Origin of the sequence: Methylobacterium planeticum (genome assembly GCF_008806345.1) — a bacterium.
GTDB lineage: Bacteria > Pseudomonadota > Alphaproteobacteria > Rhizobiales > Beijerinckiaceae > Methylobacterium > Methylobacterium planeticum.
Genome location: NZ_VZZJ01000004.1, coordinates 119,776 through 142,159, shown reverse-complemented (window position 1 = coordinate 142,159; position 22,384 = coordinate 119,776). Strand labels below are relative to the sequence as shown.

Here is a 22,384-nt window from a genome sequence, read left to right as displayed (position 1 = left end):
CGGCTCCCCTACCGGCTCCGCGCCCCGCGGTCCAGTGACAAACGCGGCAGCAAGGCCCGGGCCGGATCGCGAGCCAGCAGCGCGGCCCGAGGACGAGCGCGAGGGCCGCCACGGGCCGCGAGGCCGCCGAGGCTCGCCGGGCGGTAAGCGAGGCTGTGGCCGAGCCACCAGCTCACGCCGAGGAGGACGAGGCAGGCCCGGACGGTGCGGACGCCCGCGAGGCCCCTCCGGAGGATGTCCCGGGCCGGTTCACGCCTCGCCGCGCCGCTCGCGCCGCAGCCGCTCCCAATGGGCGAGGCGGTCGGCGTAGCGGGTCTCCATGCCCCGGTCGGTCGGCGCGTAGAAGTGCTGGCGGCCGAGGCGCTCCGGCCAGTAATCCTGGCCCGAGAACGCGTCCGGCTCGTCGTGGTCGTAGCGGTAGCCCTCGCCGTAGCCCATGCGCTTCATCAGCTTCGTGGGGGCGTTGAGGATGGTGCGCGGGGGCGCCAGAGAGCCGTGCTCCTTGGCGATCCGGGTGGCGGCCTTGTAGGCGTTGTAGGCCGCGTTCGATTTCGGCGCGCAGGCGAGGTAGATCGTCGCCTGCGCGAGTGCCAGCTCGCCCTCGGGGCTGCCCAGGAAATCGAAGGCGTCCTTGGCGGCGTTGGCGATCACGAGCGCCTGCGGGTCGGCGAGCCCGATATCCTCCACCGCCATCCTGACGAGCCGGCGCGCGATGAAGAGCCGGTCCTCGCCGCCGTCGAGCATGCGGCAGAGATAGTAGAGGGCCGCGTCGGGGTCCGAGCCGCGCACGGTCTTGTGCAGGGCGCTGATGAGGTTGTAGTGGCCCTCCTGCGCCTTGTCGTAGATCGGGGCGCGGCGCTGGATGATCGCCTGCAGGGTCTCGGCCCCGATGGTCTCGCCGGGACCGGCCGAGCGCCAGACCTCCTCGGCGAGGGTCAGGGCGGCGCGCCCGTCCCCGTCCGCCATCCGCACCAGCACGCCGCGGGCCTCCTCGTCGAGGGGGAGCGGCTGCTCGGTCAGGGCCTCGGCCCGCACCAGGAGCTTGGCGATGGCCGCGTCGTCGAGGGCGCGGAACAGGAGCACTCGGGCGCGCGAGAGGAGCGCCGCGTTGAGCTCGAAGGAAGGGTTCTCGGTGGTCGCCCCGACGAGCGTGACCGTGCCGTCCTCCATCACGGGCAGGAAGGCATCGAGCTGGGCCCGGTTGAAGCGGTGGATCTCGTCCACGAACAGCAGGGTCCCCTGCCCCGTGGCGCGTCGCTTGCGGGCGGCATCGAACACTTTCCGCAGGTCCGGGATGCCGGAGAAGATCGCCGAGATCTGCTCGAAATGCAGGCTGGTCTCGTTGGCGAGGAGGCGCGCCACCGTGGTCTTGCCGGTGCCGGGCGGCCCCCAGAACACCAGGGAGCCGAGGGATTTCGAGCGGAGCAGGCGGGTCAGCGCCCCGTCCGGCCCGGTGAGGTGCTCCTGGCCGACGATTTCCGCGAGATTCTGCGGGCGCAGCCGGTCGGCGAGCGGGCGCGGCGCCTCGGCATCGAGCCGGGCTGAGGCGAAGAGGTCAGACATCCCGCCATCAACACCGCGCCCCGCCCGCTCCGCAAGCCCGGTGCGCGGCGATCCAGAGGTTCCGGCGCGTCCCACTTCACGGCATCACGGCCGCCCCCCATCTTCCGGGTCTCGCCCGTCCCGTTCCGAGCGTTGCCGATGAATGTCCTGAAGACCGCCCTGCTGCTCGCGGGGCTCACCGCCCTGTTCGGCGCCGTCGGGCTCGTCCTCGGCGGCCCGCGCGGGATGGCGGTCGCCCTCGGGATCGCGGCGCTCACGAACCTCTACGCCTATTGGCGCTCGGATCGCCTCGCGCTCGCGGCGCACGATGCTCGGGAGGTCGACCTGCGCAGCGCCCCCGAGCTCGTCGGCATGGTGCGGGACCTCGCCCACCGCGCCGGCCTGCCGATGCCGCGCGTCTACCTGATCGACAGCCCGCAGCCGAACGCCTTCGCGACCGGGCGCAACCCGCGGAACGCCGCGGTGGCGGCGACCACGGGGCTCCTGGCGCATCTGGGCCGGGCCGAGGTGGCGGGCGTGATGGCGCACGAGCTCGCCCACATCAAGAACCGGGACACCCTGACCATGACGGTCTCGGCTACCCTCGCGGGCGCCATCGCGACCCTGGCGCAGTTCGGCTTCGTCTTCGGCGGCCGGGGCGACGCGCGCCCGAACCCCCTGGTCGCGATCGCGACCGCGATGCTCGCTCCCATCGCGGCGATGATCGTGCAATTCGCCGTCAGCCGCTCGCGGGAATACGCGGCGGACCGGGAGGGCGGCCTGATCAGCGGCGATCCGCTGGCCCTCGCGGGGGCGCTGGCGCGGATCGAATCTGCGGTGCGTCAGGTCCCGAGCCCGGCGGCCGAGGGCCACCCGGCCACCGCGCCCCTCTTCATCGTCAACCCGCTCTCGGGGCGGGGCATCGACGCGCTGTTCTCGACCCACCCGGCCACGCGCAACCGCATCGCGGCCCTGCAGCAACTCGCGGCCGAGATGGGCGTGGGAGCCCGCCGCGGAGGCTTCACGGATGCGCGCTCTCCGGGGCCCCGCCCCGGGCCGTGGGGCTGAGCGACGTCCCTCAGCCGCCGAAGACCGAGGTCAGCACCTCGCCGCCGCGGTTGATCGAGACCTCCCACATGTTCAGCGTGTTGCGGGTGACCTTCTCGAGATCCTTGGTGGTGCTGATCGGCACGCCGTTGATGGCGACGATCAGATCTCCCTTCTGCAGGCCGGCGCGGTTGGCGATGGAACCCTCCTCCACCGCCTGCACGGCGACGCCCTCGCTCGGGAAATCCACCTGCATCTCCTCGGCCACCGCCGGGGAGGTGTTGATCAGGGTGGCGCCGAGGAAGGGGGAGCGGGTGCGCACCTTCAGGACGTCGCGCGGGCGCGTCTCGGGGGCGGGCCCGAGCTTGACCGCGACGGTGGAGCGGCCGGTGCCGCGCAGGATGCCGAACTTGGTCTGGCCGGCGATGCCCTTGAGGGCGAAGCGGTAGCCGAAGGCCTCCGGGTCATCGACGCTCTGCCCGTCGACGCTGAGGATCAGGTCGCCGCGCTTCAGCCCCGCCTCCTCGGCCGGGCTCTTGGCCTGAAGGCTCGCCACCAGGACGCCGGTCGGCCGGTCGAGGCCCATGCTCTCGGCGATGTCGGGCGTGACGCTCTGCACCCGGGCGCCGAGCCAGGGGCGGCGCACCGTGGTGGCGCCGTTCTTGGCGGTCTCGACCACGGCCTTGACCATGCTGGCCGGGACCGCGAAGCCGATGCCGTGGCTGCCGCCGGACTGCGAGTAGATCGCCGTGTTGATGCCCACGAGGTTGCCCTGCAGGTCGACGAGCGCCCCGCCGGAATTGCCCGGGTTGATGGCCGCGTCGGTCTGGATGAAGAACTGGTAATCGGAAGAGCCGACCTGCGTGCGCGCCAGGGCCGAGACGATGCCCTGCGTCACCGTCTGGCCGACCCCGAAGGGGTTGCCGATCGCCATCACGAAGTCGCCGACCTCGAGATGGTCCGAATCCCCGAACGGCATCGGCACGATGCCGGCATTGGGGGTCTTGATCTTGATCACCGCGAGATCCGTGCGGGGATCGCGCAGGACGATGCTGGCCTCGAACTCGCGCCGGTCGGCCAGGGCGACCCGGACCTCGTTCATGTTGTCGATGACGTGATTGTTCGTGATGACGAGCCCGCTCTCGTCGACGATGACGCCGGAGCCGAGGGATTTCTGCGCCCGCTCGCCCGGCATGCCGCCGGGGCCGCCGCGCCCGCGCCCGTCCTCGCCGAAGAAGCGGCGCATGAACTCCTCCATGGCGCTGGTCCGGGCGTTCGGGCGCTTGTCGACATGCGAGGCGTAGACGTTGACCACGGAGGGCGCCGCCCGCTTCACGACGGGCGCGAAGGAGAGCTGCACCTCGCTCCGGCCCTGCGGCACCGCCTTGGAGGGCGCGGCATCGGGCGACTTCATCATCTGCGCCGGCGCGGGGCCGGCGGCGAGAAGGAACGCGGCCGCGGCGCTCAGGGCGAGCGGATAGGGCGAACGTGGCATGCAGGGCTCCCGGAAGATCAGTCTCGCCCGGGGCACGGCTCGTCCGGCCGCGCGCGGCGGCCGGGGCCAGGCGCCGGACTGTCCGACGCTATGTAGCGCCGCAAAATGCGGCGCGCGAGAGTCCAAAGGCCGGCGCGGTCCGGCTCAGTGGCGCCGGATCTCGACCACGCGGCTCGCCTTGCGGGCGAGGTCGTTCCAGCAGGTCAGCGAGGCGTCGGCCGCCCGCTGCAACTCGCCCACCTGCAGGCGGATCAGGTCGGCCGGGGATTTCGCCGACGACAGCGCCTGGATATGGGCGAGCGCCGCCGCGCTCTCGTTGCGCAGGAAGGCGAACAGCGTCGCGTTGATGCCGCCGATGTCGAGAGGCTGGGCCTTGAGGCCGATGCTCAGCCGACGGAAGCCGGAGGTGGCGGCGCGCATGGTCTCGGTCGCGGCGGCCACGGGCGTCTCGGCCAGGGCCGGAACGGCCGAGAAGGCCGGCTCCGGGAATGTCTGCGCGAGGGCGGATTCGGAGCTCGCCTCGACGTCGGGCTCGGGCTCCGGCGCCGCGGGCTCCTCGATCGCGGGCTCCTCGATCGCGGCCTCGGGGCTCTCGGCCATCGGTTCCGCGGCGGCGGGAGCGGCGGCCTGAAAAGCCGGCTCCGGCTCGGGCTCGGCGACGGGCTCCGGATCCGCTTCGGACTCGGGCTCCGGTGCCTCGGGATGGGCCTGCAGCGCCTCCGGGGACACGCTCTCCAGCAGTTGCTCGTGCAGCGGCTCCTCCGCGGCGGCGGGCTCGATCGGCAGACCCTCCGGCAGGTCAGCCGAAACCTCGTTCGCCGAAACCTCTGCCGCGCCGATTTCCGGGAGGGCGTCGGCGGCGAGCGCTTCGGGCTGCGATTCGGGGGCCGGGGCTGCCTTCGAGGCGCCGCGCTGTCCGCTTCGGGGGGTCCGCGATGTCCGACGCTGCACCATCGATACGATCTCCTCACGCGTCTCGGTCAGGCCACCGCAGGGCGGGGCTCAGAACCGAGGTCAGCCTCTGGTTGGCCGGGCTTGGAGCCGCCAACGAGGCGATGGTCGGGCCGCCCGCGCCGGCATGGGCTGCGGGAGGCCGCTTGAGGTCAGGCCCGCCGGATGGCGGGCCGGGCCGTCTTCAGCGCGCAGCGTTCTGCGCGAGGCTGCCGAGATCCTTGGCCTGGGCCTGCATCGCGGCGATCTGGCTGCGGACGAACTCGGTCTGCAGCTCGAAGGCCTCGCGGAGGTCCTTGGTGCGCACGAGCTTCTGGGCGAAGTCGAAGGTGGCGTTGGCGTTCGTCTGGGCGTGATCGAAGCCCTTGGCAACGGCAGCCTGCAGGGTCGACTGGAACGTCTGGCCGGTGGTCTGCACCTGCTCGGCGGCCTTGAGGGCATTGCTCATCAGCGTGCCGACAGCGTTGCGGGCCTGGTCGACGCTCTTCTCGGCGAAGTCGCGCACCTCGGTCGGGATCTCGAAGGTCTGGGTGGTCATGTCGTCTCCTCGGACGTCTTGCGTCGGGCGCGGCAGGTTCGGCCGCGGGCAACGAGTGGACTTATGTTGCAATGCAACATCGAAGTCAAGGCGGAATAACGCGGCCCGGAACAAAGCTCGGACGGGCCTGAAAGCCACCGGATCGGGACTGACAACACGCCGAATCAGCGTATGCCATCCCACCCCTAGACGTCAATTTCACGACAATTTTCCTGATATTCGGTCAGGTCCGTCCTGCAACCGGATCGCGGCGTTCGGTTTCGCACGGAATGGTCGGCATCTCGAACGCGTTCGCGACGGTCAAGCTCAGCCGATCACGGGCGCGCCGCCTCGATCGTCGAATCGGACGCGCGCGCGGCCGTTTCTTGCTGCATTGCACACGAACGATTGTGCACGATTTCCTCGTACAAGGCGGAAAGATCGCGCGCGTGCGCAGCCATCGTCATGGGCCGCGCCCAGTAGGCCGCGTGGGCGGCGCGCCCCATCGCGGTCGCGCGCGCTGGGTCCGCCAGGGCCCCGAAGGCCGCCGCGAGATCGTCCACCGCCGGCGGCACGACGAAGCCCGTCGCGCCATCCCGCACTTTCTCGGCCGCGCCCGACCGCTCCGATGCGACGACCGGAATGCCGGCGGCCAGCGCCTCGTAGACGGTGAGCGGGCCGGTCTCGTACCAGCGCGACGGCGCCGCGAGCGCGCGGGCGCGCCGGCGCAGGATTGCCTGCACCGCCTCGGGGCACTGCCAGCCGGCGAGCTCCACGCCGGGCCGCTGCCGCAACTCGTCCGCGAGGGGGCCGGTGCCGACGAACAGGGCGGTCAGCCCCGCCCGCCGGGCCGCCTCGGCCACGAGGTCGGCGCCCTTCTCGCGGGTCAGGCGCCCGACATAGACGATCGCGTCCCCCTGCCCCGGCGCGGCGGTCGCCCGCTCGGCGACCCAGACCGGGTTGTCGACGCGGTGATGCGTGAGCGCGTAGGCGCCGAGCATCGCCCCCATCCGCGCCCGGCTCGCGTCGCAGACATGGACGACGTGGAGCGGCCGGCGCCCGATCGCCTGCCGCAGGGCCGCGGTCCGGGCGACGCGCACCATCTTGTGCAGGCGGCTCCTCGAATCGCAGGGCGCGGCGATGCAGGCGGCCGACATCGGGCGCAGGGCGCAGGGCTCGGCCCGGTCGAACCGGTAGGCGACGCCGTTCGGGCAGGCCAGGAAGTAATCGTGCAGCGTCAGGAGCACCGGCGCGCCGGTCCGGAACAGGACCGGGAAGACGCTCGGCGACAGGCTGCGGGTCCATTGGTGCAGGTGGATGCAGTCGGGCCGCCGCTTCAGGCCCGCGAGCGCGCCGGCGAGGCGCAGCGCCGCCTCGCTGCTCCAGATGCCGGCGAGCGCCGCCGCGACGGCCGGGCGGCTCCAGGCGTCGGCGAGACCGAGGCAGATCCGGGACAGGCGCGGATGGTCGAGGAGCGGGTCGGCCTCGCCCGCGACCGCCTGGATGTAGGTGACGTGGTGCCCGGCCTCGGCGAGGCCGCGGGCGGATTCCACCGCGACCTTCTCGGCACCCCCGCTCGGCACCGCGAACTCCGCCAGGATGACGACGTGCATGGTGCCCCCGGGACCGGCGCGCGCCCCGAAGGCCGGGGTGGCTTCGCGCGGCACGTGAGGGGTTTACGGGGAATCAACTGCCGTCCGGTAAACGGGACCGACCGCGTGGGGCGGGACGCCTGGGGACGGGACGCTCGGCAATGCATGTCTTCATCGTCACCGACCACGCCCACATCAATGGCGGGCAGGCCAAGGTCGCCCTCGATTCCGCCCTCGGGCTCGCCGGGCGCGGGCACCGGGTCACGCTCTTCGCCGCGGTGGGGCCGGCCGATCCGCGGCTCCAGGCGGCGGGAATCCGGGTCGTCTGCCTGAACCAGGACGACGTCACCACGGCGCGGAGCAAGCTCGCCTTCGCGGTCCAGGCGATCTGGAACCGGTCGGCCGCGCGGGCGCTGGCGGAGGAATTGGCGCGCCTCGACCCGCGGGAGGCGATCGTCCACGTCCACGCCTTCGCCAAGGCCCTCTCGCCCTCGATCGGCCAGGTGCTCAGGGCGTCGCGCCTCGCCTGCCTCTACACCATGCACGAGTTCTTCCTGGTCTGCCCGAACGGCGGCTTCTACGAGTACCCGGCCGCCCGCATCTGCCACCGCACGCCGATGTCGGCCGCCTGCCTGACCACGGATTGCGACGCGCAATCCTACCCGCGCAAGCTCGCCCGGGTGGTGCGCCACGCCGCCCTCGATCACGTCGCCCGCCTGCCCGACCTCTTCCGCCACGTCATCACGATCAGCGACCTTCAGGAGCGCGTCGTCGCCCCGCTCCTGCCGCCGGGCACGCAGTTCCATCGGATCGACAACCCCATCGCGGTGGCGGAGCTGCCGCCGCGCGCCGGCCCGCCGGGGGATTTCCTGTTCGTCGGCCGCATCTCCACCGAGAAGGGCGCGCCGATCTTCGCCGAGGCCGCGCGCCGCGCCGGGATCCGCCCCGTCTTCGTCGGCGACGGCGAGCAGGCGGCGTCGCTGCGCGCGCGCTACCCCGAGGCCGTGATGCTCGGCTGGCGCGATCCGGCCGGGGTCCAGGCGCTGATGCGGCAGGCCCGCGCCCTCGTCTTCCCGAGCGTCTGGTACGAGGGCCAGCCCCTCACGGTCTACGAGGCCCTGGCCTGCGGCACTCCGGTGATCGTCAGCGATGCCTGCGCGGGCCGCGAGGCGGTGGAGGACGGCGAGACCGGGTTCTGGTTCCGCTCGGGCGATCCCGATGCGCTCGCGGCGCATCTGCGGCGCCTGCAGGACGACGCCACCGCCGACCGCATGGGGCGCGCCGCCCACGACCGCTACTGGGCGGCCCCCTTGAGCCCCGACGCGCATCTCGACCGGCTCACGGTCGTGTACGAGACGGTGATGCGCGAGGCCGCCCTCGATCGGGGCCGGACCGGCGAGGCTCCCCGCAGCCGCAGCGTCGTTCCGGCCTGAGACGCGATGGCGACGGAAACACCCTCACCCGGGGCGCGTTGACGAGCATCGGCACGGCGACAGCGTGCACCCGTGACACGAGGAGAGCCAGATGGCCGACGACGCCAAGAAGACCCCGGACGACGCGACCAAGCCCGGCTTCCAGCAGGGCAGCGCCAAGCCGGGCGACGCGCAGCATCCCGAGAACAGCCAGAGCAAGCTGAAGGAGCGCCTCGACGAGGCGCTGGAGGAGACCTTCCCGTCGAGCGATCCGGTCTCGGTGAAGATCACCAAGTAGGATTGAGGCCGGCCGGAGCGGCGCCGGCCCGCGGGCCGGCGCCGCGATCTCAGGCGGCCTCGAGCAGGCGGCGGGCGATGACCTGCGCCTGGATCTCCGCCGCGCCCTCGAAGATCGAGAGGATGCGGGCGTCGCAGAGCAGGCGGCTGACCGCGTATTCCAGCGCGAAGCCGTTGCCGCCGTGGATCTGCAGGGCGTTGTCGGCCGCCGCCCAGGCGACGCGGGCGCCGAGGAGCTTGGCCATGCCGGCCTCGAGGTCGCAGCGCTTGCCCTCGTCCTTCTCGCGGGCCGAGAAGTAGGTGAGCTGGCGGGCGATGTTGATCTCGACCGCCATCATGGCGAGCTTGTCGGCGACGCGCGGGAAATTCACCAGCGCCTTGCCGAACTGCACCCGCTCCTCGGCGTAGCGCAGGCCGACATCGAGGGCCGACTGGGCCACGCCGATGGCGCGCGCCGCGGTCTGGATCCGGGCCGATTCGAAGGTCTGCATCAGCTGGGCGAAGCCCTTGCCCTCGACCTCGCCCAGCAGGTTGGCGGCCGGCACCTCGAAGGCCTCGAAGGCGAGCTCGTACTCCTTCATGCCGCGGTAGCCGAGCACCTCGATCTCGCCGCCCGAGAGGCCGGCCACCGGGAAGGGCTCGGCGTCGGTTCCGCGGGGCTTCTCAGCGATCAGCATCGAGAGGCCCCTGTGGCCCTTCTCCTCGGGCTTCGTGCGAACGAGCACGGTCATGATGTCGGCGCGGACCGGATGCGTGATCCAGGTCTTGTTGCCCGAGATCTTCCAGACGTCGCCGTCCTTCACCGCCTTGGTGCGCAGGGAGGCGAGGTCCGAGCCGGTGTTCGGCTCGGTGAAGACCGCGGTCGGCAGGATCTCGCCCGAGGCGATCTTCGGCAGGAAGCGGCTCTTCTGCTCCTCGGTGCCGCCGCACAGGATCAGCTCGGCCGCGATCTCCGAGCGGGTGCCGAGCGAGCCGACCCCGATATAGGCGCGCGACAATTCCTCCGAGACCACGCACATCGAGATCTTCGGCAGGCCCATGCCGCCGTATTCCTCGGGGATGGTCAGGCCGAAGACGCCGAGCTCGGCCATCTTCTCGACGATCGCCATCGGGATGTAGTCGTTCTTCAGGTGCCACTCATGCGCCTGAGCCGCCACCTCGGCCTTGCCGAAGCGCCGCATCTCGGAGCGGATCGCCTCCATGTCCTCGTCGAGGCCGGAATCGCCGATCGTGGCCGAGCCGCCGTTGTCGCGGATCCGGGCCACCAGCGCGGCGCGGTTCTCGGCGGTGTTGCCGTAGGCGATCAGGGCCTCGACGGCGTCGGAGCGGAACTGCGCGACCTCGCGGGCCGACAGGCCGAGGGACCCCGTCGGGCGCACCATCTCGCCCTGGCTCATCGGGATGCCGCCGAACATCTGGTCGAGGTACTCGCCCGCGCCGATCTTCACGAGAAGCGTCTCGGTCTCCCCGAGCTTGCCGGCCTCCCGCAGGGTGGCGGCGTAGCTCGCGAGCTCGCGCACGGCCTCGCCGTAGGTCGCGATCCAGGCGAGGCCGTGGGCCGCGTGCTGCTCGGCCTCGAGCTTGGCCGGGTCGACCTTGCCGTCCGGGCCCATCACCCGGGTGCGGACGCGGCGGGTGGCCTCGGCGACGAGCGTCTTGGCGGAGGCCGCCGCGTCGCGCGTCAGCGCGACGAGATCCTGCGGCTCCTGCGAGACGGCGGGGGAAGCGGACATATGTCAAACTCTCAAGATTGTTACGTGCTGAGGCTCATTATAGGCGGGTTCGCCGGCACAGTAGAGGTTTCTCGCATTTCTCCGCCGATCATCTCCCTCGAATTCATTATACTTTTCGGTCAGCCCCGGTTCGCGATGGCGACGCCGGCCGTCGCCACGGCCATCCCGGCGATCTGAATCGGGGTCAGCGCCTCGCCGAACAGGAGGTAGGCCATCGCGGCCGAGACCGGCGGGACCAGGAACAGCAGGGAGGCGACGCCCGCCACCGCGCCGCGCCGGATCAGCCAGAGCAGGAGCAGGATCCCCGCCACCGAGTTGACGAAGACCGACCACGCCATGCCGAAGGCGAGCGGCAGCGCCGGCGTGACGCGGCCCTCCTCGGCGAGGAGCGCCAGGGGGACGGCGAGCGCGGCCGCGCCGACGAACTGCACCGTCGCGTTGGTGAGGAGATCGGCGGCCGCGCTCGTGCGCTTCTGCCACAGGGTGCCGAGCGTCATCGCCGCCATGGCGCCGAGGCAGGCCGCCAGGGCGAGCGGCGGGATGCCGGAGGTGTCGGCCGCCCCGATCTTCGGGGCGAGCACGAGGCCGGCGCCGACGAAGCCGATCCCGATGCCGAGCCAGCGGCGCCGGCTCACGAACTCGCCGAGCAGCGGCCGGGCCAGCATCGCGGTCAGCAGCGGCTGCAGGCTGCCGACGAGGGCCGCGATCCCGGCGGGCAACCCGCGATGCACCGACCAGAACACGCCGAGCACGTAGAGGCCCTGCATCAGCACGCCCGCCACGAGGGCGTTGCGCCAGCCGAGGGCGTCCCGCGGCCATCGCGCTCCGGCGATCCACGCGATGACGGCGAGCACCGCCGCGACGCTGACGACGCGGGCCGCCACGAAGGTCAGCGGCTCCGAGTAGGGGGCGACGAGCCGGGCGGCGATGAAGCCCGTCGCCCAGATCACGACGAACAGGCTCGGCACGAGGCTGGCGATGGCGGGCGGGCGCGGGGCGGTGGACATGGCCCCGCGCAGGCATCACGCTCCCGGAGCCTTGGCAACCGCGATCTGGGCTCGCCGGCGGGCGGGCCGCTTCGTTTCACCGCAGCGTTGCGCGGATCCTTCACTGCCGGCCCGAACGGCGCGCCGGTCGGCCCGATGCGTTGACGAACGGGTCCCCGCGCCCTCGTATCCCGGCCGCAGCTGCCGCGACGCCCGAGTAGCCCTTTCGTGAGACGCCTCCGCACCAGCCTCGAAGTCGCAGGGATCGCCGCGCAGCGCTTCGTGTCCCACGACGGCTGGGCCATCGCGAGCCACATCGCGCTCTCGATCCTGACCTCGCTGTTCCCGTTCCTGATCCTGCTCGCGGCGCTGGCCGGCCTGTTCGGCACCAAGTCCCTGGCCGACGAGGCGGGCGTCCTGATCTTCGACGCCTGGCCCCGGGAGGTCGCCAAGCCCATCGTCAACGAGATGCACCGGGTGCTGACGGAGCAGCGCGGCGGCGTGCTGACGCTCGGCGCCGTGCTCGCCCTCTACTTCTCGTCCTCCGGCGTCGAGAGCCTGCGGGTCGGGCTCAACCGCGCCTACGGCCTGCGCGAGATGCGGCCCTGGTGGCTGACGCGGCTCGAATCGATCGGCTACGTCGTCTGCGGCGCCTTCGCGATGCTCGCCTTCGCGTTCCTGGTGGTGCTCGGGCCCCTGATCTGGCGCAACCTCCTCAACGTGGCACCGGGCCTCGAGCCCCTGAGCCTCACCGTCGCGATCGGGCGCATCGGCATCACGGCCTTCCTGATCGCGAGCGTGCTGATCATCGCCCACAAGTTCGTCGCCGCCGGCCGGCGCACGTTCTGGTCCGTGCTGCCCGGCGTCGCCGTCACCCTGCTGCTCTGGTTCCTGGCGGGGCTCGGCTTCGGCTACTACCTCGACCGCTTCTCGAACGCCTACGCGTCGACCTACGGGGGCCTCGCCACCGCGATGGTGTTCCTGGTCTTCCTCTACTGGCTCGCCGCGATGTTCCTGTTCGGCGGCGAGATCAACGGCACGGTCATCGCCGCGAGACGGCGCCGGCTGCAGGCGCAGATGCAGGCCAAGCACGAGCGCGCCCGCCTGCTCTGACGCAGGGCCTCGCCCCCGCGAGGGTAGGGTCCGTGCGCCGATCCCGGAACCGAACGCCGCTTCGGCGACTTTGCCTCATGCTCCATGCGATGTTTCCACCTCGCGCGGCCCGCCTCCCGAAGGAAGCGGGCCGTTTTGTTGTGGTCTCGCAGGACGCCGCTCAGGCGGCCAGGGGCATGTCCTCGGCCTCGGCCGCCATGAACTGGGCCCGGGCGAGCTCGGCGAACCGGCCGTTCTCGGCGACGAGCCCGTCGAAGGTGCCGGCCTCGACGATGCGGCCCTCGTGGAAGACCAGGATGCGGTCCGCGTTGCGGATCGTGGCGAGGCGGTGCGCGATCACGAAGGTGGTGCGCCCCTCCATCACCGCCTCGAGCGCGCCCTGGAGCTTGCGCTCGGTGGCGGCGTCGAGGGCGCTCGTGGCCTCGTCGAGGATCAGGACCGGCGGGTTCTTCAGGAGCGCGCGGGCGATCGAGAGGCGCTGGCGCTCGCCCCCCGAGAGCGAGCGACCGCGCTCGCCGATGACGGTGTCGAGGCCGTCGGGCTGGCGGGCCATGAAGGCGCTCGCCTGGGCGCGGTCGAGGGCGTCGAGCATCTCGGCATCGGTGGCGTCGGGTCGGCCGACCTGAAGGTTCTCGCGGATCGAGCGGGCGAACAGCATCGGCTCCTGGAACACCACGCCGATGTTGTGGCGCAGGCTCGAAAGGCCGATGTCGCGGATGTCGGTGCCGTCGATGCGGATCGCGCCGCTCTGCGGGTCGAAGGTCCGGTGCAGCAGGCCGACGGTCGTCGACTTGCCCGAGCCCGTGGTGCCGACGAGGGCCACGGTCTCGCCGGGCCGCGCCGTGAAGGACACCCCGTCGAGGGCCTTGCGGCGGCCGTCGTAGGAGAACGCGACGCCCTCGAAGCTGACCTCGCCCTCGAAGCGGGCGACCATCTTGGCGGCCGGACGGTCGCGCACCGCCGGGACCGTGTCGACGATCTCGAAGAACTCGGCCATCTTGGGCGCCTGCTGGAACAGGCCGTTGACGAAGCTGACCACGTGGTCGAGGCGCGACACCAGCATGGTGGCGAGGCTCATGAAGGCCACGACCTCGCCGACCGTGGTGGCGCCGGACTGGTAGAGCACGATGCCGGTGATGAAGATCGCCGTCATGGTCAGGGTCGCGGCGGCCTTGGTGGCCACGGCCGCGAGCGCCCACCAGGACAGGACCGGGATCTGGGCGGCGAGCAGGTTGCGGATGATCCCGTGCATCGCCTCCTTCTCGGCCTTGGCGCGGGTGAAGGACTGGATCACCGCGACGTTGCCGAGGGCGTCCGAGGCGTGGGCGGCGAGGCCCGAATGGTAGTGCTCGACCTCGCCCTGGAGGGTCTCGGTCCGGCGCATCACGAAGGTCGTGAGCGCCGTGAAGATCACGACGAGGACCACCAGGATCGTGCCGAGCTGCCAGTTCACGAACAGGGTCAGGGGCAGCAGCACGCCGAGGGAGACGAGGGCGGCGAAATGGTCGCGGAAGAAGCCGAGCCAGAGCCAGGCCATGCCGTTCGTGCCCTCGAGCATCGCCTTGAGGACGCGGCCCGAATGGTTCGAGGCATGGAAGGCGATCGGCAGGTCGAGGACGTGCTCGAAGTAGTTCGCCATGGTGGTCAGCCGGCTGCGATGGGCGAGCCGGTCGGAGTGCAGCGCGATGGCGACGCCCGCCGCGATGGTGAAGAAGCCGAAGGCGACCCAGGCGAGGATCAGCGGCACCATGGTGGGCAGGGCGTTCGTGCCGCTCTTCAGGTGGGTGAGCTGGTCGATGATGCGGCCCATCAGCAGCGGCTCGGCGAAGGCCGCGACCGCCAGCGCCACGTTGGCGAGCGCCAGGCCGCAGGCGAGGCGCTTGTCGGGCCCGAGGAGACCCATGACCCGCGCGTAGAGTCGAACCAGCGACATGAGGAGCTCCGATGACCTGCCCAGGGCGCGGCCCGTGTTTCCGGGTCCTTCGCCGTCGTTCCGCCGCCTCGCGGGGCACGAGCCCGCTGCGGGCCCTCAACCTCCTGAGGCTGAAAGGCTTATGCGGGTTCCTGCCTGAACGCAGCATGACGGTGTCCGCAAGGGCTCCGGCCGATTTTTACGGTTCGTTCAGCGAGATTCCGTATCGATCGAGACGGAGCCGTCCTCCCGGGGCCGTTCGCGGCATCCAGCCCACCGCCAGGCATCGTCATCATGGATCTCGCAACCGGTGTCGGTCTGATCGGCGGCTTCGCCGTGGTGTTCATCCTGATCATGATCGACGGGGGCAATTTCGCCGCCTATTTCGACAAGCACGCGGTGATCGTGATCTTCGGCGGCGCCACCGCCGCCACCATGATGCGCTTCCCCTTCACCACCATCATGCACGGCCTGCCGATGGGCCTGCGCTTCGCCTTCAGCATGCGCTCGGTGAAGCCGCGCGAGCTGATCGAGGAGATCACCAAGATCGCCGACGTGGTGCGCAAGAGCGGCCCGATGGCGCTCGAGAACATGGAGATCTCCGACCCGTTCCTGGCCCAGGGCGCCCGCTACATCGCCGACGGCTACGACCGCGAGTTCATCCGCGACACGATGGAGCGCGACCGGGACAACTTCCTGATGCATCTCGACGAGGGCTCGAAGATCTACCGCGCCTTCGGGGATTGCGCCCCGGCCTGGGGCATGATCGGCACGATCCTCGGCATGGTGACGATGTTCGCCAACATGTCCGACCCCTCGAAGCTCGGCCCGGCCATGGCGACCGCCCTGCTCGCCACCCTGTACGGCGCGCTCATCGCCAACATGATCACCCTGCCGCTGGCCGACAAGCTGCACGTCAAGCTCGAGGAGGAGGACGTCTCGCGCTCGCTCATCATCGACGGCATCCTGCTGATCCGCGACCAGAAGAGCTCCTCCCTCGTCCGGGAGATGCTGATCGCCTACCTGCCCCACAACCACCGCGACGAGCTCACGGCCGAGGCCGCCTGAGACCCCGCGACAGGAGGACCGGCCTGTGGCGAGGAAGAAGCGCGGCGGCGCGCATGGCGGGCACGGCTGGTTCGTCACCTTCGCCGACCTGATGGCGCTCCTGATGAGCTTCTTCGTGATGATCGCCGCCTACTCGACGCAGGATCAGAAGAAGATGCAGGTGGTGGCGGGCTCGATGCGCGACGCCTTCGGCACCAACAAGGACTCGAAGTTCGCCGGCATCATCGAGTCGATGGGCCTGCCGACGGCCGACCACGTCAAGTACCTGCGCGAGGTGCCCCCCGAGCGCGCGAGCGACCGCACCACCCCGCCCGCCCTCGACCAGAGCAGCGAGATCGGCCTGACCGACCGCGGCGAGGCGGAGAATTTCGGGCTCGCCGCCGCCTCCCTGCGGCAGGCGCTGCAGGACATGCCCGAGGTCTCGGAGCTGTCGAAGAACATCATCATCACGCCGACCCCGAAGGGACTCGACCTGACCATCGTCGACCAGGACGGGCGCTCGATGTTCCCCGAGGGCTCGAGCCGCCCGAACGACCGCACCCGCCGCCTCCTCGAGCGCCTCGCGCCGGCGATCCGCCAGCTCCCGAACCGCGTCACCGTGACGGGCTTCACGGCGAGCGACCGGCCCGGCACCCGGCCCCCGGCCCCGCCCTGGGAATTGTCGGCGAGCCGCGCCATCAGCGTGCGGGAGATCCTGGCGGGCGCGGGCGTGCCCGACGACCGCTTCGCCTCCGTGACCGGCAAGGCCGACACCGAGCCGCTGTTTCCCGACAACCCCTACCTCGCGGCCAACCGCCGGGTGACGGTGACGCTCCTCAAGGAAGCGCCCCCGACCCCGCTCAAGGGCCTGCGCTGAGGCTACCGGGCGACCAGGAGCGCCCAGTAGACCTTGTACTTGGAGTTCGGCGCGTAGGCGGTGGCGATGCCCATGCGGGCGGCCGCTGGGTCGAGCATCACGGCGTTGTTCGGCGGGCTGTCGCGCCAGCCCGAGAAGGCCTCCGCGAGGGTGTGGTAGCCCGCCGACAGGTTGGCGTTGGCCGACTTGTAGCCGAGATGCTCCACCGCGGCCTTCACGGTCTGGGCCTTGCTCGGCCGGTCGGCCAGCGCCATCGCGGCGGCCTCGGCCTCGGCGAGGCGCTGGAGCTCCGGATCGAGGGCGAGGTCGGTGCCGCCGCGGCCCCGGCGATAGGCCGAGATCATGTCCCGGGCCGCCGCCGTGTCGAGCTGCGCCGCGTTCGTGGTCATCGGCCAGTACAGGCTCGGCAGGGCGGAGGTGGTCTGCGGGCCGCCCGCGCAGGCGCTCAGGAGCCCTGCGGCCGCGAGGCCGAGAAGGGAGACGCGCAGCGCCGTCGCCCGGAGAGTCGCCACCACACTGACACGCACGATCCGCCGTCCCACCCTGTCCTCGCCGACCGCCTCAGCTCCCGGCGCTCCGCCGGTTGAGGTCCCGCGGGACCGCCGACCGCACGGGCTCCGCCTCCTCGAGCGCGGGCGCCGCCGCGGCGGGGCTGTCCCCGCTTGCGCGCCGTCCCTCGTCCCCGCCGCGGCCGGGCCCGACCCCGAACTTGCCGGCGATCTCGCCGAGAGCGGACTGCATCCCGTCGAGCCCCTGCACCGTGACGATGCTGGCGCCGGGCCCCATCGGGGGGATCAGCCCGGCGTCAGATAAGGTCTTGAACACGGCAAAGTTCAAGTCCGTCTGCACCTTCAGGCCGAGGCCGACATCGACGATCATGGCGATCAGCTCGAAATCGAGATAGGTGTCGCCGATCTTGCGGAACACCACCCGGGGGGCGGGCTCCTTCAGCACGTCCGGGTGCGACGTGGCGCAGCGCGCGATCAGCTCGGCGGCCAGCACCGGGTCCTGGTTGCGCAGGACCCCCACGGTGATCGTGACCCGGCCGGTGCGGTCGCCCCGGACCCGGTTCTTCACCACCCCCGAGATCAGGTTCGAGTTCGGCACGATCACGGCCGAGCGGTCGAAGGTCTGGATCTCGGTGGAGCGCACCGAGATGCGCTTCACGATGCCCTCGCTGTCGCCGATCAGCACCTGATCGCCGACGCGGATCGGGCGCTCCCACAGGAGCAGCAGGCCCGACACGAAGTTGTTGACGATCGATTGCAGGCCGAAACCGATACCGACCGAGAGGGCGCCGGCGACGATCGTGAGCTTCTCCAGGCTGAGGCCGAGATACGAGAAGGCCAGCGCGAGGGCGAGCAGGAAGCCGACATAGCCGCTCACCGTCGAGATCGAGTTGCGCAGGCCCGCGTCGAGGTCGGTCGCCGGCAGGTAGGTGTATTCCAGCCAGCGCTGGATCGCCCGCGTGATGGCGATGCCGAGGATCAGGATGCCGATCCCGAGGGCGATGCTCGAGAGCGAGATCGTGACGTCCCCGACCTTGAAGCCGAAGAAGGCCGTGCGGACCGACGAGTAGATGTCGGTGGAATCGAGGCCCCAGGGCGCGAGCACGAGGAGCGCCACGATCAGGAACAGGATCAGCCGCGCGGCCCCGGTCGAGAGCACGGCGATCTGGTTGAGCGAGCGCTTGCGCAGGCCGGTATTGGCCTGGAGCGCCGTGGCGATGCGGGTGTTGTCGCTGAGCGACCCGCCCACGAAGGTGTCGGCGCTCTGGATCAGGAGATAGAGCAGGACGAGGAGGCTCGCGCTCCAGACGAGCTGGTCGATCAGGAAGGCCGCGAAGGCGACGTAGCCGATCACCGCCGCGGTGCCGATGATTCCGACCGCGGCCCAGCCGATCAGGCGGGCCGGGCCGCCGATGCCCGTGGTGGTCTGCGTCGGCACGTAGGGGCCGAGGCAGGCTTCCTCCTCCTCCTCACGGTCGGCGAAGCGGTGCAGGCCGATGGCGAGGATCAGCGCCGTGGCGAGCGCCCCGATGCCGCGGGTCGCGATCGAGATCGGAAGTGCCGCCGAGATCCCGGAATTCAGCGCCTCGATCGACTTCACCACGGTGATCACCGTGGCGATGCCGACGGCGAGCCGGGTCACCCGCGAGGCGCCCGCATCGCTCACCGGCGCCGGGCGCCAGGCGGGCTTGTCCGGCGAGAGCAGGCCGTCGCACAGGGCCTCCACGAAGGCGATGAAGGCGAGGCCGCCCAGGATGGCCCCGGCCACCGGCAGCAGGCGCGAGGGCAGGAGGTCGGTGGCGTCGAGGGCATAGTAGACCGCGTAGCTGCCGACCACCGCCGGCACGGTGCCGAGGAGGATCACCCGCCAGGCGCCGAGGAGCTTCTGGCGCCGGGTCGGGTCGACCTTGCCGGCCTCCCGGCGCCCGAGGCGCGGGGCGATGTTGCGGCGGCCGAAATAGAGCGCGACCGAGATCCCGAAGGCGAGGCCGAGCAGGAGCAGGTTGCCGACCGTGCCGTTGCGGCCGAACAGGAGCCCGATATCGGAGAGCGCGCTCTGCAGCGCCTTCAGGTCGCGCGGCATGTCGGCCCCGACCTTGCTCCACAGGGCCGGGGTCAGGAGGCCCTGCGAGCGCTCGAACAGGCCCCGGGTGAAGGATTCACGCCTCCGGTTCGAGACCCGGTCGACGATCTGGTCGGTCTGGACCAGGAGCGACTTGGCGAGGCGCTGTGTCTCGTCGATCCGGGCGACGGCCGCCTCGCGCTCGGCGCGCTCCTGGACGACCTCGGGGCTCTCCTCGACATCCTTCGGCTTCGGGCCGAGCTGGGTCAGGCGCTCGCGCGCCGCCTCGAGGGGCGCCTCGGTGCGGTCCACGATGGTGCGCAGCTGGTCCGCCACCGGGCCGATGCCGTCGCGGATGCGGGTCAGGTCGACTGGGGTCAGGTCCGGGCGCCCGAGGTCCTTCTCGCGCTGGGCGAGATCCGACTTGGCGGCGTCGAGCTTGGCGCGCACCGCCTTCATCGCCTCGGACATCTCGACCTTCGGCGGCGCGGGCTTGGCCTCCGCGGGCTTGGCCTCCGGCGTCCCCTGCCCGGCCGCGGGCTTCTTCGCCTCGCCGCCTGCCGCCGGCTTGGCCGTGTCGCCTGCCGGCGGCTTGGTCGTGTCGCCTGCCGGCGGCTTGGCCGGGTCCGCGCCTGGCTGGCCGGCCGCCCCGAGGGGGGCGAGCAGGAGCGCGCTCAGGGCCGCGGCGGCAAGCGCCGCGAGGCGCGGGCTGCGCATGAGCAAGCTGCGACTCATGAAGTTCCTTTCGTCGGACGCCGCCTCGGGCCCGGGCGCGGGCCCGGGGGCCCGGTACGCGAAGGTCCGGGCTCCGGCGGCGCTCAGTTGGATGTTCCGGCGGCCGGCCGTGCCGGCACCCTCCCCGCGCGTGCGAGGATTCGCCCCATGTGGAGGCGGTTTGGCGGATCAATAGGGCGAAAGGTTGCCGCTGCCCACCCGTCATGGGCGATACCGGCGCCGCGTCGCCTGCGCGGGCGCCCGTCCCGGAGCCGGTCCCGGAGCCGGTCCGGGGGCGATCGCGGTGCGCCGCGGGCAGGGCCGCGCGGGGGCGTCACGCCGTCAGCTGTGGGTGCGTCGCCGCGCCTGCGCGCGAAACCTTCACAAGCATGTCACGCTGATATTAGACTAAGCCCCGATGGACAGGGCCTTTTCGTCTTCATGCGAGGAGGTGGCGCTGATCGAGGCCGTCGGTCAGTCCCGCCACGAGCCGGGCGTCTTTGCCCGCATCGGTCGCGCCGGGCGACCGGTCCGCCCGTCTTTCGCACGCCGCGCCGTCCATCGGGCCGCCGACACCGCCCCTCCTCCGCCGGGCCCGCGACGCCCGGACCGGGCCGGGCCAGCGAGGGCGCTCGTGTTTCACCGTCACGGGATAGCGCGCAGGCCGATCCCCGCGCGTTGTCCCCCGTACAGCCGTTTCCGAGAGTTGCGCCGATGATGGACCTTCAGACCCTCGTCCTGAACGCGGATTACCGGCCGCTCTCCTACAATCCGCTCTCCCTCTGGTCCTGGAAGGACGCCTTCACCGCCCTGTTTCTCGACCGCGTCACCCTGGTGGCGAGCTACGACGTCGAGGCCCGCTCCCCGAGCCGGGCCCTGAAGGTGCCGAGCGTGGTGGCCCTCAAGAACTACGTCACCCTGGCCCGGTCCCCGGCCTTCACGCGCTACAACATCTACCTGCGCGACACGTTCTCCTGCCAGTATTGCGGCCTGCGCCTGCCCTCGGGCGGCCTGACCTTCGACCACGTGGTGCCCCGCTCGCGCGGCGGCCTGTCGACCTGGGAGAACGTCGTGGCGGCCTGCTCGCCCTGCAACCTGCGCAAGGCGAACCGCACGCCGCACGAGGCCGATATGCCGCTGCTCAACGCGCCGCGCCGGCCGACGCGCTACGAACTGCACCACCGCCAGCCGGAATTCGACCACCGCCAGTACCACCACACCTGGCTCGACTACCTGTACTGGGACAGCGAGCTCGACAGCTGAGGCGGGACGGGACCGGCCTATCGCGTCGGGAAGCGCGGCGGCGGCTCGTTGTACATCGGCACCGCGTCGTTGCGCGGCAGGTAGCCCCGGACGATGCGCGGCGGGGGCCCGAGCTCGCGCGGGTCCCGATAGGCGATCCCGGGCGGCAGCGCCCGCCGGACATGGTGGTGGTGCGGCCGCCCGCCCCGATGATGCGGGCCGTGCGCCAGCGCGGGGGGCGCCGCGAGGGCGCTCACCGCGAGGGCGCAGGCGAGGCACAGGGCCGCGCGGGTGGTCTTGACCGGAGGGTTCATGGCAATCGCGGGCTCGCTCGCATCGGCTTCGAGGATCGGACGGCCTCGGGCGCAGGTCAGAACTTCACCGCCGCGCCGCCCCGCACGGTGTTGATGTTGGCCTTGTGCCCGTCGAAATCGTTGAACAGCACGTACTGGTACTCGCCGCGCAGGACGATGTTCTGGGTCAGCTCGAACTCGAGGCCGCCGCCGAGCGTGATGCCGCCGACCACCTTCGTCCGCGTGCGCGAGTAGAGATACGGGGCGGCCGGGATGCCGCTGCCGGGGGCGTTCTGGTTGAACGACGAGTAGCCGTAGCGTCCGACATAGGCCGGCGCCGACCCGTCGGTGATCGCCTGGTTCGCCTTGTAGGTCGCCTGATCGTAGGCGTAGCTCTGGACCGTCACCTTGTCGTAGACCTGCGCGCGGCCGATGGCGAAGCCGCCCGTCACGAAGGGCAGGAAGCTGCCGATCGCGTAGCCGGCGCGGGCCCGGATCGTGCCGTAATCCTCGATCTTGGTCGAGGCGGCGCTCGTCAGGCTCACCGTGCTGAAATAGCCGTCGCTCGTCACCTTGGTCCGGGCGATCCCGTCCACCGCGAGGTTGCCGATGCCGGCATGGGTGTAATCCGCCTCGATACCCAGGACGGTCTCGTCGAACTGGAAGTTGATGCCCGCATACGCCCCGAAGCTCGTCCCGTCCGCGCGACGGGATTGCGGCGCGAGCAGCGTGGACGCCTGCATCTCGGCCTCGATGATGGTGGCGCGCATGTAGCTCGCGACGATCGGCTGCGCCGTGTTCGTGAAACCGAAGCTCGCCGACGTGTACCCGCCATGGGCGCCGAAATAGAGGCCGCTCCAATCCACCACCGGCACCGCCGGCTCGTAATCGGGGCCGCGCAGCACGCCGTAATCGAGATCGGCGGCCTGCGCCGCGGTGACGGCGCAGAGGCTCAGGCCGGCCAGGGCAAGGAAGGTGACGGTACGCATCGGGATCGTCCTCGGGGCGGCGGCACGACTTGCCATCGCCTAACCCGGGGACAG

Annotated in this window: 19 protein-coding genes; 7 read left to right on the top strand and 12 right to left on the bottom strand. The window is 71.4% G+C overall.

What is annotated here, in order from left to right:
• Positions 1 to 249: 249 nt before the first annotated feature.
• Entirely contained in the window at positions 250 to 1,563 is a 1,314-nt protein-coding gene (locus tag F6X51_RS06265) for a replication-associated recombination protein A (RefSeq protein ID WP_150962367.1), read from the bottom strand.
• Positions 1,564 to 1,701: 138 nt separating this feature from the next.
• Here F6X51_RS06265 and htpX point away from each other — a divergent pair, with 138 nt between their 5' ends.
• Positions 1,702 to 2,610 carry a zinc metalloprotease HtpX gene (gene htpX / locus F6X51_RS06260; RefSeq protein WP_150962366.1) on the top strand — a complete coding sequence of 303 codons (909 nt, stop codon included), beginning with the start codon at positions 1,702 to 1,704 and terminating at the stop codon, positions 2,608 to 2,610.
• 10 nt (positions 2,611 to 2,620) lie between these two features.
• Here htpX and F6X51_RS06255 read toward each other — a convergent pair whose 3' ends face one another.
• The 4 genes from F6X51_RS06255 to F6X51_RS06240 all read right to left on the bottom strand — a co-directional run bounded on the left by F6X51_RS06255 (position 2,621) and on the right by F6X51_RS06240 (position 7,165).
• The gene (locus F6X51_RS06255) at positions 2,621 to 4,084 is read right to left on the bottom strand and encodes a Do family serine endopeptidase (RefSeq protein ID WP_150962365.1); all 1,464 of its coding nucleotides are present in this window, start codon (positions 4,082 to 4,084) and stop codon (positions 2,621 to 2,623) included.
• A gap of 144 nt (positions 4,085 to 4,228) precedes the next feature.
• Positions 4,229 to 5,038 carry a phasin family protein gene (locus F6X51_RS27725; RefSeq protein ID WP_191970027.1) on the bottom strand — a complete coding sequence of 270 codons (810 nt, stop codon included), beginning with the start codon at positions 5,036 to 5,038 and terminating at the stop codon, positions 4,229 to 4,231.
• A 181-nt stretch (positions 5,039 to 5,219) separates the two neighbouring features.
• A complete protein-coding gene (locus F6X51_RS06245; RefSeq protein ID WP_150962364.1) occupies positions 5,220 to 5,573 on the bottom strand; it encodes a phasin in 354 nt (117 codons plus the stop codon).
• Between the two features lie 314 nt (positions 5,574 to 5,887).
• Positions 5,888 to 7,165 (bottom strand): glycosyltransferase family 4 protein, encoded by a 1,278-nt coding sequence (locus F6X51_RS06240; RefSeq protein ID WP_150962569.1) that lies wholly within the window; start codon positions 7,163 to 7,165, stop codon positions 5,888 to 5,890.
• 140 nt (positions 7,166 to 7,305) lie between these two features.
• On the opposite strand from F6X51_RS06240, the gene F6X51_RS06235 reads away from it, so the two are divergent.
• Both F6X51_RS06235 and F6X51_RS06230 read left to right on the top strand, forming a co-directional pair.
• Complete coding sequence (locus tag F6X51_RS06235) at positions 7,306 to 8,577, top strand: glycosyltransferase family 4 protein (protein ID WP_150962363.1); 1,272 nt, start codon at positions 7,306 to 7,308, stop codon at positions 8,575 to 8,577.
• Positions 8,578 to 8,668: 91 nt separating this feature from the next.
• A complete protein-coding gene (locus tag F6X51_RS06230) occupies positions 8,669 to 8,854 on the top strand; it encodes a hypothetical protein (RefSeq protein WP_150962362.1) in 186 nt (61 codons plus the stop codon).
• A gap of 49 nt (positions 8,855 to 8,903) precedes the next feature.
• Here the strand turns inward: F6X51_RS06230 and F6X51_RS06225 are convergent, their stop codons facing one another.
• Positions 8,904 to 10,586, bottom strand: coding sequence for an acyl-CoA dehydrogenase family protein (locus F6X51_RS06225; protein ID WP_150962361.1), 1,683 nt, complete (start codon positions 10,584 to 10,586; stop codon positions 8,904 to 8,906).
• 119 nt (positions 10,587 to 10,705) lie between these two features.
• Complete coding sequence (locus F6X51_RS06220; protein WP_150962360.1) at positions 10,706 to 11,593, bottom strand: DMT family transporter; 888 nt, start codon at positions 11,591 to 11,593, stop codon at positions 10,706 to 10,708.
• 207 nt (positions 11,594 to 11,800) lie between these two features.
• Between F6X51_RS06220 and F6X51_RS06215 the strand changes: the two genes are divergently transcribed.
• On the top strand, positions 11,801 to 12,685 hold the full coding sequence (locus F6X51_RS06215; RefSeq protein WP_150962359.1) for a YihY/virulence factor BrkB family protein: 885 nt from the start codon (positions 11,801 to 11,803) through the stop codon (positions 12,683 to 12,685).
• A 160-nt stretch (positions 12,686 to 12,845) separates the two neighbouring features.
• On the opposite strand, the gene F6X51_RS06210 is transcribed toward F6X51_RS06215, so the two are convergent.
• Positions 12,846 to 14,618, bottom strand: a complete 1,773-nt coding sequence (locus F6X51_RS06210; RefSeq protein ID WP_150962358.1) for a glucan ABC transporter ATP-binding protein/ permease — start codon at positions 14,616 to 14,618, stop codon at positions 12,846 to 12,848.
• Between the two features lie 273 nt (positions 14,619 to 14,891).
• Here F6X51_RS06210 and F6X51_RS06205 point away from each other — a divergent pair, with 273 nt between their 5' ends.
• Together F6X51_RS06205 and F6X51_RS06200 are read left to right on the top strand one after the other, a co-directional pair.
• On the top strand, positions 14,892 to 15,665 hold the full coding sequence (locus F6X51_RS06205) for a motility protein A (RefSeq protein ID WP_150962357.1): 774 nt from the start codon (positions 14,892 to 14,894) through the stop codon (positions 15,663 to 15,665).
• A gap of 25 nt (positions 15,666 to 15,690) precedes the next feature.
• Positions 15,691 to 16,521: an OmpA/MotB family protein gene (locus F6X51_RS06200; protein ID WP_150962356.1), complete on the top strand. Its 831-nt coding sequence runs from the start codon at positions 15,691 to 15,693 to the stop codon at positions 16,519 to 16,521.
• A 2-nt stretch (positions 16,522 to 16,523) separates the two neighbouring features.
• On the opposite strand, the gene F6X51_RS06195 is transcribed toward F6X51_RS06200, so the two are convergent.
• Positions 16,524 to 17,048, bottom strand: a complete 525-nt coding sequence (locus tag F6X51_RS06195) for a CAP domain-containing protein (RefSeq protein ID WP_407658458.1) — start codon at positions 17,046 to 17,048, stop codon at positions 16,524 to 16,526.
• A gap of 34 nt (positions 17,049 to 17,082) precedes the next feature.
• Entirely contained in the window at positions 17,083 to 19,827 is a 2,745-nt protein-coding gene (locus F6X51_RS06190; protein WP_407658457.1) for a DUF3772 domain-containing protein, read from the bottom strand.
• 693 nt (positions 19,828 to 20,520) lie between these two features.
• Here F6X51_RS06190 and F6X51_RS06185 point away from each other — a divergent pair.
• Positions 20,521 to 21,069 carry an HNH endonuclease gene (locus F6X51_RS06185; RefSeq protein WP_150962355.1) on the top strand — a complete coding sequence of 183 codons (549 nt, stop codon included), beginning with the start codon at positions 20,521 to 20,523 and terminating at the stop codon, positions 21,067 to 21,069.
• Between the two features lie 17 nt (positions 21,070 to 21,086).
• Here the strand turns inward: F6X51_RS06185 and F6X51_RS06180 are convergent, their stop codons facing one another.
• Both F6X51_RS06180 and F6X51_RS06175 read right to left on the bottom strand, forming a co-directional pair.
• A complete protein-coding gene (locus tag F6X51_RS06180; RefSeq protein ID WP_150962354.1) occupies positions 21,087 to 21,362 on the bottom strand; it encodes a hypothetical protein in 276 nt (91 codons plus the stop codon).
• Positions 21,363 to 21,418: 56 nt separating this feature from the next.
• Positions 21,419 to 22,330 carry an outer membrane protein gene (locus F6X51_RS06175; protein ID WP_150962353.1) on the bottom strand — a complete coding sequence of 304 codons (912 nt, stop codon included), beginning with the start codon at positions 22,328 to 22,330 and terminating at the stop codon, positions 21,419 to 21,421.
• Positions 22,331 to 22,384 lie beyond the last annotated feature (54 nt).